This window comes from Pusillimonas minor (assembly GCF_014237865.1).
GTDB classification, from domain to species: domain Bacteria; phylum Pseudomonadota; class Gammaproteobacteria; order Burkholderiales; family Burkholderiaceae_B; genus Neopusillimonas; species Neopusillimonas minor.
In genome coordinates, this window is sequence record NZ_JACJUU010000003.1 from 34,680 (window position 1) to 48,194 (window position 13,515).

The 13,515-nt window shown below is 59.3% G+C and carries 17 protein-coding genes; 11 read left to right on the forward strand and 6 right to left on the reverse strand.

Annotated elements, in window-relative coordinates; translation table 11 throughout:
- Nucleotides 1-594 precede the first annotated feature (594 nt).
- The 6 genes from GTU67_RS05120 (at nucleotide 595) to GTU67_RS05145 (ending at nucleotide 3,931) form a co-directional block, all read left to right on the forward strand.
- The gene (locus tag GTU67_RS05120) at nucleotides 595-783 is read left to right on the forward strand and encodes a FitA-like ribbon-helix-helix domain-containing protein (RefSeq protein ID WP_000024442.1); all 189 of its coding nucleotides are present in this window, start codon (nucleotides 595-597) and stop codon (nucleotides 781-783) included.
- A 140-nt stretch (nucleotides 784-923) separates the two neighbouring features.
- Nucleotides 924-1,703 (forward strand): P-type conjugative transfer protein TrbJ, encoded by a 780-nt coding sequence (trbJ, locus tag GTU67_RS05125; protein WP_000836966.1) that lies wholly within the window; start codon nucleotides 924-926, stop codon nucleotides 1,701-1,703.
- A 12-nt stretch (nucleotides 1,704-1,715) separates the two neighbouring features.
- On the forward strand, nucleotides 1,716-1,952 hold the full coding sequence (gene trbK / locus GTU67_RS05130) for an entry exclusion lipoprotein TrbK (protein ID WP_000718002.1): 237 nt from the start codon (nucleotides 1,716-1,718) through the stop codon (nucleotides 1,950-1,952).
- A gap of 10 nt (nucleotides 1,953-1,962) precedes the next feature.
- Nucleotides 1,963-3,390: a P-type conjugative transfer protein TrbL gene (trbL, locus tag GTU67_RS05135; RefSeq protein ID WP_001405816.1), complete on the forward strand. Its 1,428-nt coding sequence runs from the start codon at nucleotides 1,963-1,965 to the stop codon at nucleotides 3,388-3,390.
- A 4-nt stretch (nucleotides 3,391-3,394) separates the two neighbouring features.
- Nucleotides 3,395-3,643, forward strand: coding sequence for a hypothetical protein (locus tag GTU67_RS05140; RefSeq protein ID WP_000213809.1), 249 nt, complete (start codon nucleotides 3,395-3,397; stop codon nucleotides 3,641-3,643).
- Nucleotides 3,644-3,706: 63 nt separating this feature from the next.
- Nucleotides 3,707-3,931, forward strand: coding sequence for a type I toxin-antitoxin system ptaRNA1 family toxin (locus GTU67_RS05145; protein ID WP_000211355.1), 225 nt, complete (start codon nucleotides 3,707-3,709; stop codon nucleotides 3,929-3,931).
- 36 nt (nucleotides 3,932-3,967) lie between these two features.
- Here the strand turns inward: GTU67_RS05145 and GTU67_RS05150 are convergent, their stop codons facing one another.
- The 5 genes from GTU67_RS05150 to GTU67_RS05170 form a co-directional block, all read right to left on the reverse strand.
- Nucleotides 3,968-4,171 carry a hypothetical protein gene (locus GTU67_RS05150; RefSeq protein WP_000131871.1) on the reverse strand — a complete coding sequence of 68 codons (204 nt, stop codon included), beginning with the start codon at nucleotides 4,169-4,171 and terminating at the stop codon, nucleotides 3,968-3,970.
- A 114-nt stretch (nucleotides 4,172-4,285) separates the two neighbouring features.
- Nucleotides 4,286-5,353, reverse strand: a complete 1,068-nt coding sequence (arsB, locus tag GTU67_RS05155; protein WP_001272375.1) for an ACR3 family arsenite efflux transporter — start codon at nucleotides 5,351-5,353, stop codon at nucleotides 4,286-4,288.
- Nucleotides 5,350-5,856, reverse strand: coding sequence for an arsenate reductase ArsC (locus tag GTU67_RS05160; RefSeq protein WP_000140066.1), 507 nt, complete (start codon nucleotides 5,854-5,856; stop codon nucleotides 5,350-5,352). The genes arsB and GTU67_RS05160 overlap by 4 nt, the downstream gene beginning before the upstream one ends.
- The gene (gene arsH, locus GTU67_RS05165) at nucleotides 5,853-6,620 is read right to left on the reverse strand and encodes an arsenical resistance protein ArsH (RefSeq protein ID WP_001239389.1); all 768 of its coding nucleotides are present in this window, start codon (nucleotides 6,618-6,620) and stop codon (nucleotides 5,853-5,855) included. Before arsH ends, GTU67_RS05160 begins: the two co-directional genes overlap by 4 nt.
- Nucleotides 6,617-6,949 (reverse strand): ArsR/SmtB family transcription factor, encoded by a 333-nt coding sequence (locus GTU67_RS05170; RefSeq protein WP_000447876.1) that lies wholly within the window; start codon nucleotides 6,947-6,949, stop codon nucleotides 6,617-6,619. Before GTU67_RS05170 ends, arsH begins: the two co-directional genes overlap by 4 nt.
- A gap of 178 nt (nucleotides 6,950-7,127) precedes the next feature.
- Here GTU67_RS05170 and GTU67_RS05180 point away from each other — a divergent pair, with 178 nt between their 5' ends.
- From GTU67_RS05180 to GTU67_RS05195, 4 genes are all read left to right on the forward strand, one after another.
- Nucleotides 7,128-8,846, forward strand: coding sequence for a Mu transposase C-terminal domain-containing protein (locus tag GTU67_RS05180; protein WP_088244042.1), 1,719 nt, complete (start codon nucleotides 7,128-7,130; stop codon nucleotides 8,844-8,846).
- 2 nt (nucleotides 8,847-8,848) lie between these two features.
- Nucleotides 8,849-9,757: a TniB family NTP-binding protein gene (locus GTU67_RS05185; protein ID WP_028604704.1), complete on the forward strand. Its 909-nt coding sequence runs from the start codon at nucleotides 8,849-8,851 to the stop codon at nucleotides 9,755-9,757.
- Entirely contained in the window at nucleotides 9,754-10,971 is a 1,218-nt protein-coding gene (locus GTU67_RS05190) for a TniQ family protein (RefSeq protein WP_088244043.1), read from the forward strand. Before GTU67_RS05185 ends, GTU67_RS05190 begins: the two co-directional genes overlap by 4 nt.
- A gap of 76 nt (nucleotides 10,972-11,047) precedes the next feature.
- Nucleotides 11,048-11,656 (forward strand): recombinase family protein, encoded by a 609-nt coding sequence (locus GTU67_RS05195; RefSeq protein WP_152960984.1) that lies wholly within the window; start codon nucleotides 11,048-11,050, stop codon nucleotides 11,654-11,656.
- A 248-nt stretch (nucleotides 11,657-11,904) separates the two neighbouring features.
- On the opposite strand, the gene qacE is transcribed toward GTU67_RS05195, so the two are convergent.
- Nucleotides 11,905-12,237 carry a quaternary ammonium compound efflux SMR transporter QacE gene (qacE, locus tag GTU67_RS05200; protein ID WP_064161975.1) on the reverse strand — a complete coding sequence of 111 codons (333 nt, stop codon included), beginning with the start codon at nucleotides 12,235-12,237 and terminating at the stop codon, nucleotides 11,905-11,907.
- A 244-nt stretch (nucleotides 12,238-12,481) separates the two neighbouring features.
- Between qacE and intI1 the strand changes: the two genes are divergently transcribed.
- A complete protein-coding gene (gene intI1 / locus GTU67_RS05205; RefSeq protein ID WP_000845048.1) occupies nucleotides 12,482-13,495 on the forward strand; it encodes a class 1 integron integrase IntI1 in 1,014 nt (337 codons plus the stop codon).
- Nucleotides 13,496-13,515: the final 20 nt, after the last annotated feature.

The following is a 13,515-nucleotide window of genomic DNA, read 5'->3' on the forward strand; positions in this document are numbered from 1 at the left end:
TTACCAAGCAGGAATGAGCCGTGTGTGTTGGACGCCCATAACCAGTAACCTGCGTGAAGGTGTCAACATCAGGAAAGGTTGCCCCTCAAGTATCAATACGTCGCCTTAGTGGTATGACGGGAGGGGAGGCAAATTTCTTGTGTTCATTGACACTTGAGGGGCGGGTTATGCCCTTCTTTTTTGGCGTCCAACTCGCCCCATCGGGGCGAATGGTTTGTGTCGATTGTTGGCATTTTAGGTTCCGATTTAAAGCCGATTGAGCAGCGATTTTGAAGCGACTATGTCGATTGCAGGCCGATTTGGTGACGATTACGGTTATGTTGCCAAGAATCGGTGTTTGTTTGACGATAAAACGCTTTACGTTCGATATGCGCTAGATTTTCAATAGTGGGTGAAATGCGGGCAGGATGGGTGAAGTTAGCTAACCGGCAAGCCGGTTATCTATCTTCACTGTCCCTTATTCGCGCCGGGGGCACTCAACGGGAATCCTGCCCTGCGGGGCTGATCGGCTACCGCCGGTTGCAAGAGTATAGGTCTTGCTATTTTTAATATCTTTGATAGCATGGTTGTCGGGTACACCAAAAGGGTATTGATATGGCAAATGTGCTTATCAGGAATTTACCCGCCGAGGTGCACCGTGCGTTGAAAGTTCGAGCAGCGCTCAACGATAGGAGCACCGACGCGGAAATACGCGAAATACTGACGGCGGCAGTACAGCCGCTAGAGCTTGAAGAGATTGGCCGGGAAGTTGGCTTGTCCGAAAGCGATAAAAAAACAGAGTAGTTTTACGTTTGTAAGTCCGGGCCTCAGCGCCAAGGGCAATACCGATCAGCTAGTGGCGTAGCTCTTCGATGAAACGTTGCCGAGAACAAGCACAACGCTTGGTCAAGGCAATGCCTTCTTTTCATCGACGGAGTACGACCATGAAGTCCAAAATTTTAGCGGCTAAAAAAACCGCTCTAGCCGTTGCACTCGCAACCGGCTTTATCACCACTACCACCGCCCCTGTGCAAGCTGGTATCCCCGTCATCGACGGCGGCAACCTGGCCCAGAACATCATGACGGCCATCGAGTCGGTGGCGCAGACGCTCAAGCAGATTGAGCAGTACCAGACCCAGTTGCAGCAGTACGAAAATCAGCTCCAGAACACGATGGCCCCAGCCGCGTATATCTGGGATCAGGCGCAGACTACGATCAACCGGCTGATTGCCGCGCAAAACACGCTGGCCTATTACGAGAACCAGCTAGGCAGCCTGGATCGTTACCTGGCCAAGTTTCAGGACGTGGCCTATTACCGCAGCTCGCCATGCTTCAACGGCAGCGGCGGATGCACGCCGGCCGAAAAGGCAGCGATGGAAGAGAACCGCCGCCTGGCGTCAGAGTCGCAAAAGAAGGCCAACGATGCCCTGTTCCAGACCGTTGCCGACCAGCAAAAGGCTTTGAAGGATGACGCCCGTACCCTGGAGCGGCTGCAAGGCGCGGCCCAGGGTGCAACTGGCCAGCTACAGGCCATCGGCTACGCCAACCAGCTCGCCAGCCAGCAGGCCAATCAGCTCTTGCAGATTCGCACCATGTTGACCGCCCAACACAACGCGGAGGCAGCCCGGATTGCAGCAGAACTCGATGCCGAGGCGCGAGGTGATGCCAGGGCCGAGCAAATGCGTACCTGGACGTTTCGCCCGAGTCCGGCAGACAACTACTAGGGAGGCGGTGAGATGAAAAAAATCTTTTTTACTACCGCGGCTACGTTGCTGTTGTTGGCTGGATGTGAACAGGAAAGGATGCCCGAACCAAATGCGGCGACGTGTGCCCCCGATGCGTTCCAGGCAGCACTGAATGAAATGCGCAGCGAAGCGAACCGAGAGGCCTTTACCGAGGAATGCAGAGCATTCCAGAAGGCCAAGCAGATGCGTCAGTGGGAGTTCAAGCCCAGCCCTAAAGATGATTATTGAGGTGGTCGCCATGAGAAAGAAAATTGCTCTAGGTGGCTTGATGATGGTCGCCACAATGGTGCTGGCTGAACCTGCAATGGCGCAGGAGCTAAGTAGCAGCGGTGTTATGAATGATGTGCTCAAGCGTTTTCATGATGCTGCCGCAACATGGGGGCCAGCTATTGAGTCCGCTGCATCGCGTTTGTTCTGGACGCTGGTTGTGATTTCGATGGTCTGGACATTCGGCATGATGGCTTTGCGCAAGGCCGACATTGGCGAGTTCTTCGCGGAGTTCGTTCGCTTCACGATCTTCACCGGCTTTTTCTGGTGGTTGCTGACGAATGCGAACCAGGGCATGAATATCGCCGGTACGATTGTTCAGTCATTGCAAACTCTGGGCGCGCAGGCGGGGGGACTTTCCAATAGCAATCTTGGGCCCTCCAGCATCCTTGATCTTGGTTTCGAGTTATACAACCGCACAGTACAGGCCACCTCGGAGCTGGGATGGCGGCAGATGGCAACTGCTCTGGTCATGGAGCTAATGGCCCTGGCTGTTTTGTTTGTCCTGGCGTTGATTGCGGTCAACCTGTTGCTGTTGCTCGCATCAGCCTGGATTCTGTTGTATGCCGGTGTGTTCTTCCTTGGCTTTGGTGGAAGTCGTTGGACTTCCGACATGGCGATCAATTACTACAAGACCGTGCTGGGCCTGGCCGCACAGCTTATGGCAATGGTGCTTCTGGTTGCGATTGGCAAAGAGTTCATCAATCACTACTACACGCAAATCAGCGAGAACATGGCATCCCAGGAACTGGCCGTGATGTTGGTTATATCGGTCATCTTGCTTTTCTTGGTCAACAAAGTTCCGCCGATGATTTCTGGTCTTGTGTCTGGTGGTGGTATTGGCGCAGCCGGTGGAATTGGAAACTTCGGTGCGGGTGCGGCAGTTGGGGCGGCGGTGACGGCGGCCAGTATGGCAACTGGCGGCGCTGCCCTGGCAGGTAAAGCGGTTATGGGTGCCGCAGCCGGTGCAGCCGGAGGTGCAAGTGCACTCCAAGCGGCTTTTCAGAAAGCATCAGCGAGTATGGAAACCGGCGGTGACATGTCCAGCATGGGGTCAGTTGTCAGCAGTGGCGGAAACGGTGGTGGTGAAGCGGGTACTGCTGGCAGTAGCCCATTCGCCCAAGCGGCTGGCTTTGGTGACAGCGGCAGTAGCTCAAGCGGTGGCGGCTTTGCCAAGGCCGCGAAGCTGGCCACAGGCACGGCCTCCGAGTTAGCCAAGGGTGTCGGCTCTCAAGTGAAGCAGGGATTCCAGGAGCGAGTGAGCGAAACCACAGGCGGAAAACTGGCTGCTTCGATACGCGAAAGCATGGAGCCGAAAGAAGCAAGCCAATCTGGCCAGTTCGAGGGCAATAGCTTGGGCGCCGATTCTGGCCCAGATAGTAACGAAGTCAGGAGTTAGCACGATGACGACATCAACATACATGGCCGCATTGGCGGCCCTGGATGAAGCGCCAAGGGAAGAAGTCAGCCAGGTATTTATTTCGCCGCTGGGTGATCAATCGACCGAGGTCGATGCAGAGACAGAAACAGCCGCTTTTGTATCACGGCCAGACCCTATGAGAGAGAGCGAAACTAAGCCGATAAGTATTGAGGTTAATGGCGGCAGGAATGAGCGGTCAGCATTCGCGGAGGCGGCGGGGCTGTACCTGTAGGCGCACCGGGCTGGCCACAACCAGCCCGGCACTTTCAATCAACACCTACTGGAGAGGTGAATTATGACAACACAACATATTATCGAACCAGGGCAAGCAGTGCATCAAGCAGCGGCTATTCTTTCTTCTTTGGAGTACATCAACCAAGCGGAAGCGCGGAGCCTTGGGCCATTGGCCGAAGCCGTCGCTAATGCTTTTATGGTGGTGTACTACCAAGCTGAAACGGGCCGGGCGACACAGGCTGATTTTCAAGAAGCAATGAACGCCTTGCGCCAAGCGTGCAGCTAATGACGAAAGGGCGGCCACTCGAACTGGCCGCCTTTTTCAATCTTCACTGTTTGGCCATTCCCGACCCACAGACGGCGCATCCATCCATTCGCGTTCCTCCGGCGGCAGCGGGTAAGCCCCGGATGCTTCCGCGTCGGCCAGTAGTTCGGCCAGTGTGTAGCGCACCCGACCAGTGGAAACGGCGCGGGCCGGGTCGGCCTTCTCATGCAGCCTGTTCTCTAGGTTCTTTGGGTCTGTCATCGGGCGACCTCAGCAAGCATGGATACTAGGTGTTCCAGGTCAGTGATCGAATGCGCCAGGAAGCGGCCGGCGCGGCAATCTGCAATCATTTCCTCAGTTTTTTCCTACTCATGTTCAACCTCGTTCGTACCAGCTCTTCGAGCGATTCACCACGCGCACGACCAGCAGCATCACCGGCACTTCGACCAGGACGCCGACCACGGTTGCCAATGCAGCGCCGGAGTGCAGACCGAACAAGCTGATGGCGGCCGCCACGGCCAGCTCGAAGAAGTTGCTGGCACCGATCAGGGCCGAAGGACAGGCGACAGAGTGCTTTTCCCCCGCCCGCTTGTTCAGCCAGTAGGCTAACCCGGAATTGAAGAACACTTGAATCAAGATCGGCACGGCTAGCATGGCGATCACTAACGGCTGCCGGATGATGGCCTCGCCCTGGAAGGCGAACAGTAGAACCAACGTCAGCAGCAGCGCGGCCATCGACCACGGCCCGATCTTCTGCATGGCCCGTTCAAAGGCGGCCTGTCCTTGCTTGAGCAGATGCCGCCGCAAGAGCTGCGCCAGGATCACCGGCACGATGATGTAGAGCACGACCGAAATCAGCAGCGTGTCCCAAGGCACCGAGATCGAGGACATGCCCAGCAGCAGGCCGACGATGGGCGCGAAGGCCACGATCATGATGGCGTCGTTCAGAGCCACTTGCGAGAGCGTGAAAAGCGGGTCGCCGTTGGTAAGGCGGCTCCACACGAACACCATTGCCGTGCAGGGCGCGGCGGCCAGCAAGATCAAGCCCGCGATGTAGCTGTCCAGTTGATCGGCCGGCAGGAACGGAGCGAACACTTGTCGGATGAACAGCCACCCCAGCAGGGCCATCGAGAATGGCTTGACGGCCCAATTCACGAACAGCGTGACGCCGATGCCGCGCCAATGCTCTTTGACCTGGTGCAGCGCCCCGAAGTCGATCTTGACCAGCATCGGGACGATCATTACCCAAATCAGCAGGCCCACCGGCAAATTGACCTGGGCCACTTCCATGCGGCCTATGGCCTGGAACACGTCAGGAAGGCCCTGGCCGAGCGCAACACCGGCGACGATGCACAGGGCCACCCACAGCGTCAGGTAACGCTCGAAGCCGCTCATCGGGGCCTGGCGCGGCTTCGCGGCGATGGCCTGTGCGCCGGCGCTCATGCTTCCTGCTCGGTCTTGCCGATGTTCGCCAGCTCGCGCTTGATGGCCGTCTGGTCAAGCATTTTGAGAGGCAGATTCACGAACAGGCGGACGCGGTTCATCATGTGCCGGAAGGTTTGTTCGAAGGCCCGGCGCTTCTCGGCGTCAGTGCCTTCGACGGCGGCCGGGTCTTCAAATCCCCAATGCGCCGAGATCGGCTGACCAGGCCACACCGGACACATTTCGCCGGCGGCGTTGTCGCAGACGGTGATGATGAAGTCCATCTTCGGTGCGTCGGGCGTGGCGTACTCGTCCCAGCTCTTGCTGCGCAGATTCTCGGTCGGGTAATTCACCGACTCCACCTTTTCGACGGCGAAGGGATTGACCTTGCCGGTTGGGTGACTGCCGGCGCTGTAGGCGCGGAAGCGCCCTTGCCCCATCGTGTTGATGAGAGCTTCGGCCATGATGCTGCGCGCCGAATTGCCGGTGCAGAGGATGAGGACGTTATAGATTCTTTCGGTCATGATGTTTCGCTTTCTGGTAGTGGCTGGGGAGCAATGGCGATGGATGAAAGATCGGTGGCCTCGTCGATGACGTGGCCGGCCGCTTTCCGTTCGGAATAGCGGTCTGTCAGTGCTTCACGGTGCGGCCGTACCAGCGCCGTGAAGCGCACCAGTTCTTCCATCACATCGGCTATTCGGTCGTAGTACGGCGAGGGCTTCATGCGGCCCGCCGCGTCGAACTCTTGGAACGCTTTGGCGATACTCGACTGGTTCGGAATGGTGAACATTCGCATCCAGCGGCCGAGCAGACGCAAGGTGTTCACGGCGTTGAAGCTCTGCGAGCCGCCGGATACCTGCATCACGGCCAGGGTGCGGCCTTGGGTCGGCCGGATGCCGGCCATTTCAAGCGGCAGATGGTCAATCTGCGCCTTCATGACACTGGTAATCTGACCGTGGCGTTCCGGGCTGCACCAGACTTGTCCCTCTGACCACTCGGACAGGGCGCGCAGCTCCTTGACGGCCGGGTGATCGTCGCTTTGCACTTGATCGGGCAACGGCAAATCGGACGGGTCGAAGATGCGTGTTTCTGCGCCAAAGAATTGCAGCAGCCGGGCCGCTTCCTCGACGGCCAGCCGTGAGAACGAGCGGGCGCGCAGCGAGCCATACAGCAGCAGGATACGCACCGGCGGGGCGTCGGGTGCCAGCCCGAGCGCCGGGCGCTCGATGGCAAAGGATTTGTCCAAAGCGGGCAAAGAATCGGGGTCGGAAAGATGGCGAAGTCTCATGCCAACACCTTCCCGGCTTCCGTGGTGCAAGACAGGTTGCACACCTGGCCGCCGCAGCAGTTTTCCGTGAGAAAGGCCACCAGGTTAGTGGCCGTCGAAAAGTTCGCCTCGTAGATCACAAATCGGCCTTCTTGCCGCGACGTGACCATGCCGGCGTGTGCCAGCTCTTTCAGGTGGAAGGATAGCGAAGACGGCGGGATGCCGGCCGCTTCGCTGATTTTTCCGGCGGCCATGCCGGCGGGGCCGGCCTGGACGAGAAGCCGGAACACCGCGAGGCGCGATTCTTGAGCGATGGCCGCCAGGGCGGCTACAGCATTTATCGTTTCCATGTTTCAATAATAGTCGAAATATGGAGTGTGCTCAATAGCTCATTTAAGCTGTAAAAATGAGCTAGGCGCATTTTGTCATTTTCAGAAGACGACTGCACCAGTTGATTGGGCGTAATGGCTGTTGTGCAGCCAGCTCCTGACAGTTCAATATCAGAAGTGATCTGCACCAATCTCGACTATGCTCAATACTCGTGTGCACCAAAGCGAGGTGAGCATGGCGACGGACACCCCACGGATTCCAGAACAAGGCGTGGCCACTCTGCCTGATGAGGCTTGGGAGCGTGCGCGCCGTCGTGCGGAGATCATCAGTCCGTTGGCGCAGTCGGAGACGGTCGGGCACGAAGCGGCCGATATGGCGGCTCAGGCGCTGGGCTTGTCTCGGCGCCAGGTATACGTTCTGATCCGGCGTGCCCGGCAAGGCAGCGGCCTCGTGACGGATCTGGTGCCCGGCCAGTCCGGTGGAGGTAAAGGTAAGGGGCGCTTGCCGGAACCGGTCGAGCGCGTCATCCACGAGCTACTGCAAAAGCGGTTCCTGACCAAGCAGAAGCGCAGCCTAGCGGCCTTTCACCGCGAAGTCACTCAGGTGTGCAAGGCTCAAAAACTGCGAGTGCCGGCGCGCAATACCGTGGCCTTACGGATCGCTAGCCTTGACCCGCGCAAGGTCATCCGCCGGCGGGAAGGCCAGGATGCCGCTCGTGACCTACAAGGTGTGGGCGGCGAGCCTCCTGCCGTGACCGCGCCGCTGGAGCAGGTGCAGATAGACCATACGGTCATCGACCTGATCGTGGTCGATGACCGCGACCGGCAACCTATTGGCCGCCCGTACCTGACCCTCGCCATCGACGTGTTCACCCGCTGCGTGCTCGGCATGGTCGTCACGCTGGAAGCGCCGTCTGCCGTTTCGGTTGGCCTGTGCCTCGTGCATGTCGCCTGCGACAAGCGCCCTTGGCTGGAAGGACTGAACGTGGAAATGGATTGGCAGATGAGCGGCAAGCCCTTGCTGCTCTACCTAGACAACGCGGCCGAGTTCAAGAGCGAGGCCCTGCGCCGGGGTTGCGAGCAGCATGGCATCCGGCTGGACTATCGCCCGCTGGGACAGCCGCACTATGGCGGCATCGTGGAACGGATCATCGGCACGGCGATGCAGATGATTCACGACGAACTGCCGGGAACGACCTTCTCCAACCCTGACCAGCGCGGCGACTACGATTCCGAAAACAAGGCCGCCCTGACGCTGCGCGAGCTAGAGCGCTGGCTCACATTGGCGGTCGGCACCTACCACGGTTCGGTGCACAACGGCCTGCTCCAACCGCCGGCCGCGCGCTGGGCCGAGGCCGTGGCGCGTGTCGGCGTACCGGCCGTCGTCACACGCGCTACTTCGTTCCTGGTCGATTTTCTGCCGATCCTCCGGCGCACGCTGACCCGCACCGGCTTTGTCATCGACCACATCCACTACTACGCCGATGCGCTCAAGCCGTGGATTGCGCGGCGTGAACGCTGGCCGTCCTTTCTGATCCGGCGCGATCCGCGCGACATCAGCCGTATCTGGGTCCTGGAACCGGAGGGACAGCACTACCTGGAAATTCCCTACCGTACCTTGTCGCACCCGGCTGTCACCCTCTGGGAACAACGGCAGGCGCTGATGAAATTGCGGCAGCAAGGGCGCGAACAGGTGGATGAGTCGGCGTTGTTCCGCATGATCGACCAGATGCGCAAAATCGTGACCACCGCGCAGAAGACCACGCGCAAGGCGCGGCGCGACGCAGATCGACGCCAGCATCTCAAGGCAACGGCACCGCCTGTCAAAGCCACGCCACCACCGGACGCTGACATGGATGACCAGCAGGCGGACAACCAGCCGCCCGCCAAACCGTTCGACCAGATTGAGGAGTGGTAGCCGTGGAAGAATATCCCATCATCGAGCTGTCCCACCTGCTGCCGGCGGCGCAGGGATTGGCCCGGCTGCCGGCGGACGAGCGCATCCAACGCCTTCGCGCCGACCGCTGGATCGGCTACCCCCGCGCGGTCGAGGCGCTGAACCGGCTGGAAACCCTGTATGCGTGGCCAAACAAGCAACGCATGCCCAACCTGCTGCTGGTCGGCCCGACCAACAACGGCAAGTCGATGATCGTCGAGAAGTTCCGGCGCACGCATCTGGCCAGCGCCGATGCCGACCAGGAGCACATCCCGGTGCTGGTCGTGCAGATGCCGTCCGAGCCGTCTGTGATCCGCTTCTACGTCGCGCTGCTCGCGGCGATGGGTGCGCCATTGCGACCGCGCCCACGACTGCCGGAAATGGAGCAACTGGCGCTGGCACTGCTGCGCAAGGTCGGCGTGCGCATTTTGGTGATCGACGAGTTGCACAACGTCCTGGCTGGTAACAGCGTCAACCGCCGGGAATTCCTCAATCTGCTGCGCTTCCTCGGCAACGAACTGCGCATCCCACTGGTCGGGGTTGGCACGCGCGACGCCTATCTGGCCATCCGCTCGGATGACCAGTTGGAAAACCGCTTCGAGCCGATGATGCTGCCGCTGTGGGAGGCCAACGACGATTGCTGCTCACTGCTGGCCAGCTTCGCCGCTTCGCTTCCTCTGCGGCGACCCTCGTCGATTGCCACGCTGGACATGGCCCGCTACCTGCTCACACGCAGCGAGGGCACCATAGGCGAACTGGCGCACTTGCTGATGGCAGCGGCCATCGTCGCCGTGGAGAGCTGCGAGGAAGCGATCAACCATCGCACGCTCAGCATGGCCGATTACACCGGTCCCAGCGAGCGGCGGCGGCAATTCGAGCGGGAACTGATGTGAAGCCAGCGCCACGCTGGCCACTGCATCCGGCTCCCAGGGAAGGCGAAGCCTTGTCTTCGTGGCTCAACCGCGTGGCCCTTTGCTATCACATGGAGGTGTCCGAGCTGCTGGAGCACGATCTTGGTCACGGTCAGGTTGATGACCTGGACACCGCGCCACCACTGGCGCTGCTGGAGATGCTCTCCCTGCGGAGCGGCATCGAGCCGGATCGGCTGCGTTGCATGAGTTTCGCCGGCTGGGTGCCTTGGCTACTGGACAGTCTTGATGATCAGATTCCAGATGCATTGGAAACCTATGCGTTCCAGCTCTCGGTGCTGCTGCCGAAACTCCGCCGTAGGACGCGATCCATCACGAGCTGGCGTGCCTGGCTGCCCAGCCAGCCGATACATCGCGCCTGTCCGCTCTGTCTGAACGACCCGGCAAACCAAGCCGTACTGCTTGCATGGAAGCTGCCCTTGATGCTGAGCTGCCCGCTGCATGGCTGCTGGCTGGAATCCTATTGGGGCGTGCCTGGGCGGTTTCTCGGCTGGGAGAACGCCGACACTGCGCCGCGCACCGCCAGCGACGCGATTGCGGCGATGGACCAGCGTACCTGGCAGGCACTGACAACCGGTCACGTGGAGCTGCCGCGCCGACGCATCCACGCTGGATTGTGGTTTCGGCTGCTACGCACGCTGCTCGATGAGCTGAACACCCCGCTTTCGGCGTGCGGAACCTACGCGGGGTATCTCCGCCAAGTCTGGCAAGGCTGCGGGCATCCGCTGCGTGCTGGGCAAAGTCTGTGGCGACCGTATGAAACCCTGAACCCGGCAGTACGGTTGCAGATGCTGGAGGCAGCGGCAGCGGCAATCAGCTTGATTGAGGTGAGGGATATAAGCCCGCCAGGCGAGCATGCAAAGCTGTTCTGGTCCGAGCCCCAAACCGGGTTCACCAGTGGTCTGCCGGCGAAAGCGCCGAAGCCCGAACCCGTCAATCACTGGCAACGGGCGGTCCAAGCTATCAGTGAGGCGATCATTGAAGCGCGGCACAACCCCGAGACGGCGCGCTCGCTGTTCGCCTTGGCTTCCTATGGTCGGCGCGACCCAGCTTCCCTGGAACAGTTGCGAGCCACCTTTGCAAAGGAAGGCATCCCCCCGGAATTTCTGTCACATTACGAGCCTGATGGACCCTTTGCATGTCTTAGACAGAATGACGGGTTAAGTGACAAATTTTGACGGCCAGAATTTTCCGGCGCACACTGTCACATAATCGAACGTATACGTGACGGGTGAAAAGGTGCTGATCGGCTACATGCGGGTATCGAAGGCGGACGGATCCCAGTCCACCAATTTGCAACGCGATGCGCTCATCGCCGCTGGTGTGAGCCTTGCGCACCTTTACGAGGATCTGGCCTCGGGCAGGCGCGATGATCGCCCAGGGTTGGCTGCTTGCCTGAAGGCGCTTCGTGAAGGGGACACGCTGATCGTGTGGAAGCTCGATCGGCTTGGCCGTGATCTGCGCCACCTGATCAACACCGTGCACGACCTAACTGCGCGTAGCGTGGGCCTGAAGGTCCTGACCGGTCACGGTGCGGCGGTCGACACGACGACTGCCGCCGGCAAGCTTGTGTTCGGTATTTTTGCCGCGCTGGCCGAGTTCGAGCGTGAGTTGATTTCCGAGCGAACAGTCGCTGGACTTATCTCGGCGCGCGCTCGCGGCAGGAAAGGGGGGCGCCCCTTCAAGATGACCGCCGCCAAGCTACGCCTGGCGATGGCCAGCATGGGGCAACCGGAAACCAAGGTGGGCGATCTCTGCGAAGAACTCGGGATTACCCGGCAGACGCTCTACCGGCACGTGTCGCCCAAGGGCGAACTGCGGCCAGACGGCGTAAAGCTGCTCTCCCTCGGTTCAGCCGCATAAATGGAGGCGACCTGGAACGGGGCGCTGTTCAGTGCGGCAACGATCCGATTACCGGTGTCGACCCAGAGCAGCCGTAGAGCTTTTGGGAAAGCTGTCGTTCAACGCCGAGTTCAGCGGCAGTTTTTAAGTTGTGATTTTATGGAATACTTTTGCGCAGCAAAACCATAAAGCCGCGACTTAAAAACTGTCCAGCGCAGGCACGAAGTGCTGGAGCGGTGCTGCAACGACTTGTTAGATGACTGAGTTTATTAGTGGGCACTTGCTTTGGAAAGCAAGTTTAAAACTACTACACCACTAACTATGAGCCCCATACCTACAAAGCCCCACGCATCAAGCTTTTGCCCATGAAGCAACCAGGCAATGGCTGTAATTATGACGACGCCGAGTCCCGACCAGACTGCATAAGCAACACCGACAGGGATGGATTTCAGAACCAGAGAAAGAAAATAAAATGCGATGCCATAACCGATTATGACAACGGCGGAAGGGGCAAGCTTAGTAAAGCCCTCGCTAGATTTTAATGCGGATGTTGCGATTACTTCGCCAACTATTGAGATAGCAAGAAAAAGCCAGCCTTTCATGATATATCTCCCAATTTGTGTAGGGCTTATTATGCACGCTTAAAAATAATAAAAACAGACTTGACCTGATAGTTTGGCTGTGAGCAATTATGTGCTTAGTGCATCTAACTTTGTTTTAGGGCGACTGCCCTGCTGCGTAACATCGTTGCTGCTCCATAACATCAAACATCGACCCACGGCGTAACGCGCTTGCTGCTTGGATGCCCGAGGCATAGACTGTACAAAAAAACAGTCATAACAAGCCATGAAAACCGCCACTGCGCCGTTACCACCGCTGCGTTCGGTCAAGGTTCTGGACCAGTTGCGTGAGCGCATACGCTACTTGCATTACAGCTTACGAACCGAACAGGCTTATGTCCACTGGGTTCGTGCCTTCATCCGTTTCCACGGTGTGCGTCACCCGGCAACCTTGGGCAGCAGCGAAGTCGAGGCATTTCTGTCCTGGCTGGCGAACGAGCGCAAGGTTTCGGTCTCCACGCATCGTCAGGCATTGGCGGCCTTGCTGTTCTTCTACGGCAAGGTGCTGTGCACGGATCTGCCCTGGCTTCAGGAGATCGGAAGACCTCGGCCGTCGCGGCGCTTGCCGGTGGTGCTGACCCCGGATGAAGTGGTTCGCATCCTCGGTTTTCTGGAAGGCGAGCATCGTTTGTTCGCCCAGCTTCTGTATGGAACGGGCATGCGGATCAGTGAGGGTTTGCAACTGCGGGTCAAGGATCTGGATTTCGATCACGGCACGATCATCGTGCGGGAGGGCAAGGGCTCCAAGGATCGGGCCTTGATGTTACCCGAGAGCTTGGCACCCAGCCTGCGCGAGCAGCTGTCGCGTGCACGGGCATGGTGGCTGAAGGACCAGGCCGAGGGCCGCAGCGGCGTTGCGCTTCCCGACGCCCTTGAGCGGAAGTATCCGCGCGCCGGGCATTCCTGGCCGTGGTTCTGGGTTTTTGCGCAGCACACGCATTCGACCGATCCACGGAGCGGTGTCGTGCGTCGCCATCACATGTATGACCAGACCTTTCAGCGCGCCTTCAAACGTGCCGTAGAACAAGCAGGCATCACGAAGCCCGCCACACCGCACACCCTCCGCCACTCGTTCGCGACGGCCTTGCTCCGCAGCGGTTACGACATTCGAACCGTGCAGGATCTGCTCGGCCATTCCGACGTCTCTACGACGATGATTTACACGCATGTGCTGAAAGTTGGCGGTGCCGGAGTGCGCTCACCGCTTGATGCGCTGCCGCCCCTCACTAGTGAGAGGTAGGGCAGCGCAAGTCAATCCTG

Coding starts and splice junctions, on each gene's coding strand:
- GTU67_RS05120 (WP_000024442.1), top strand. CDS start 595: ATGGCAAATGTGCTTATCAGGAATTTACCCGCCGAGGTGCACCGTGCG.
- trbJ (WP_000836966.1), top strand. CDS start 924: ATGAAGTCCAAAATTTTAGCGGCTAAAAAAACCGCTCTAGCCGTTGCA.
- trbK (WP_000718002.1), top strand. CDS start 1,716: ATGAAAAAAATCTTTTTTACTACCGCGGCTACGTTGCTGTTGTTGGCT.
- trbL (WP_001405816.1), top strand. CDS start 1,963: ATGAGAAAGAAAATTGCTCTAGGTGGCTTGATGATGGTCGCCACAATG.
- GTU67_RS05140 (WP_000213809.1), top strand. CDS start 3,395: ATGACGACATCAACATACATGGCCGCATTGGCGGCCCTGGATGAAGCG.
- GTU67_RS05145 (WP_000211355.1), top strand. CDS start 3,707: ATGACAACACAACATATTATCGAACCAGGGCAAGCAGTGCATCAAGCA.
- GTU67_RS05150 (WP_000131871.1), bottom strand. CDS start 4,171: ATGACAGACCCAAAGAACCTAGAGAACAGGCTGCATGAGAAGGCCGAC.
- arsB (WP_001272375.1), bottom strand. CDS start 5,353: ATGAGCGCCGGCGCACAGGCCATCGCCGCGAAGCCGCGCCAGGCCCCG.
- GTU67_RS05160 (WP_000140066.1), bottom strand. CDS start 5,856: ATGACCGAAAGAATCTATAACGTCCTCATCCTCTGCACCGGCAATTCG.
- arsH (WP_001239389.1), bottom strand. CDS start 6,620: ATGAGACTTCGCCATCTTTCCGACCCCGATTCTTTGCCCGCTTTGGAC.
- GTU67_RS05170 (WP_000447876.1), bottom strand. CDS start 6,949: ATGGAAACGATAAATGCTGTAGCCGCCCTGGCGGCCATCGCTCAAGAA.
- GTU67_RS05180 (WP_088244042.1), top strand. CDS start 7,128: ATGCTCAATACTCGTGTGCACCAAAGCGAGGTGAGCATGGCGACGGAC.
- GTU67_RS05195 (WP_152960984.1), top strand. CDS start 11,048: ATGCGGGTATCGAAGGCGGACGGATCCCAGTCCACCAATTTGCAACGC.
- qacE (WP_064161975.1), bottom strand. CDS start 12,237: ATGAAAGGCTGGCTTTTTCTTGCTATCTCAATAGTTGGCGAAGTAATC.
- intI1 (WP_000845048.1), top strand. CDS start 12,482: ATGAAAACCGCCACTGCGCCGTTACCACCGCTGCGTTCGGTCAAGGTT.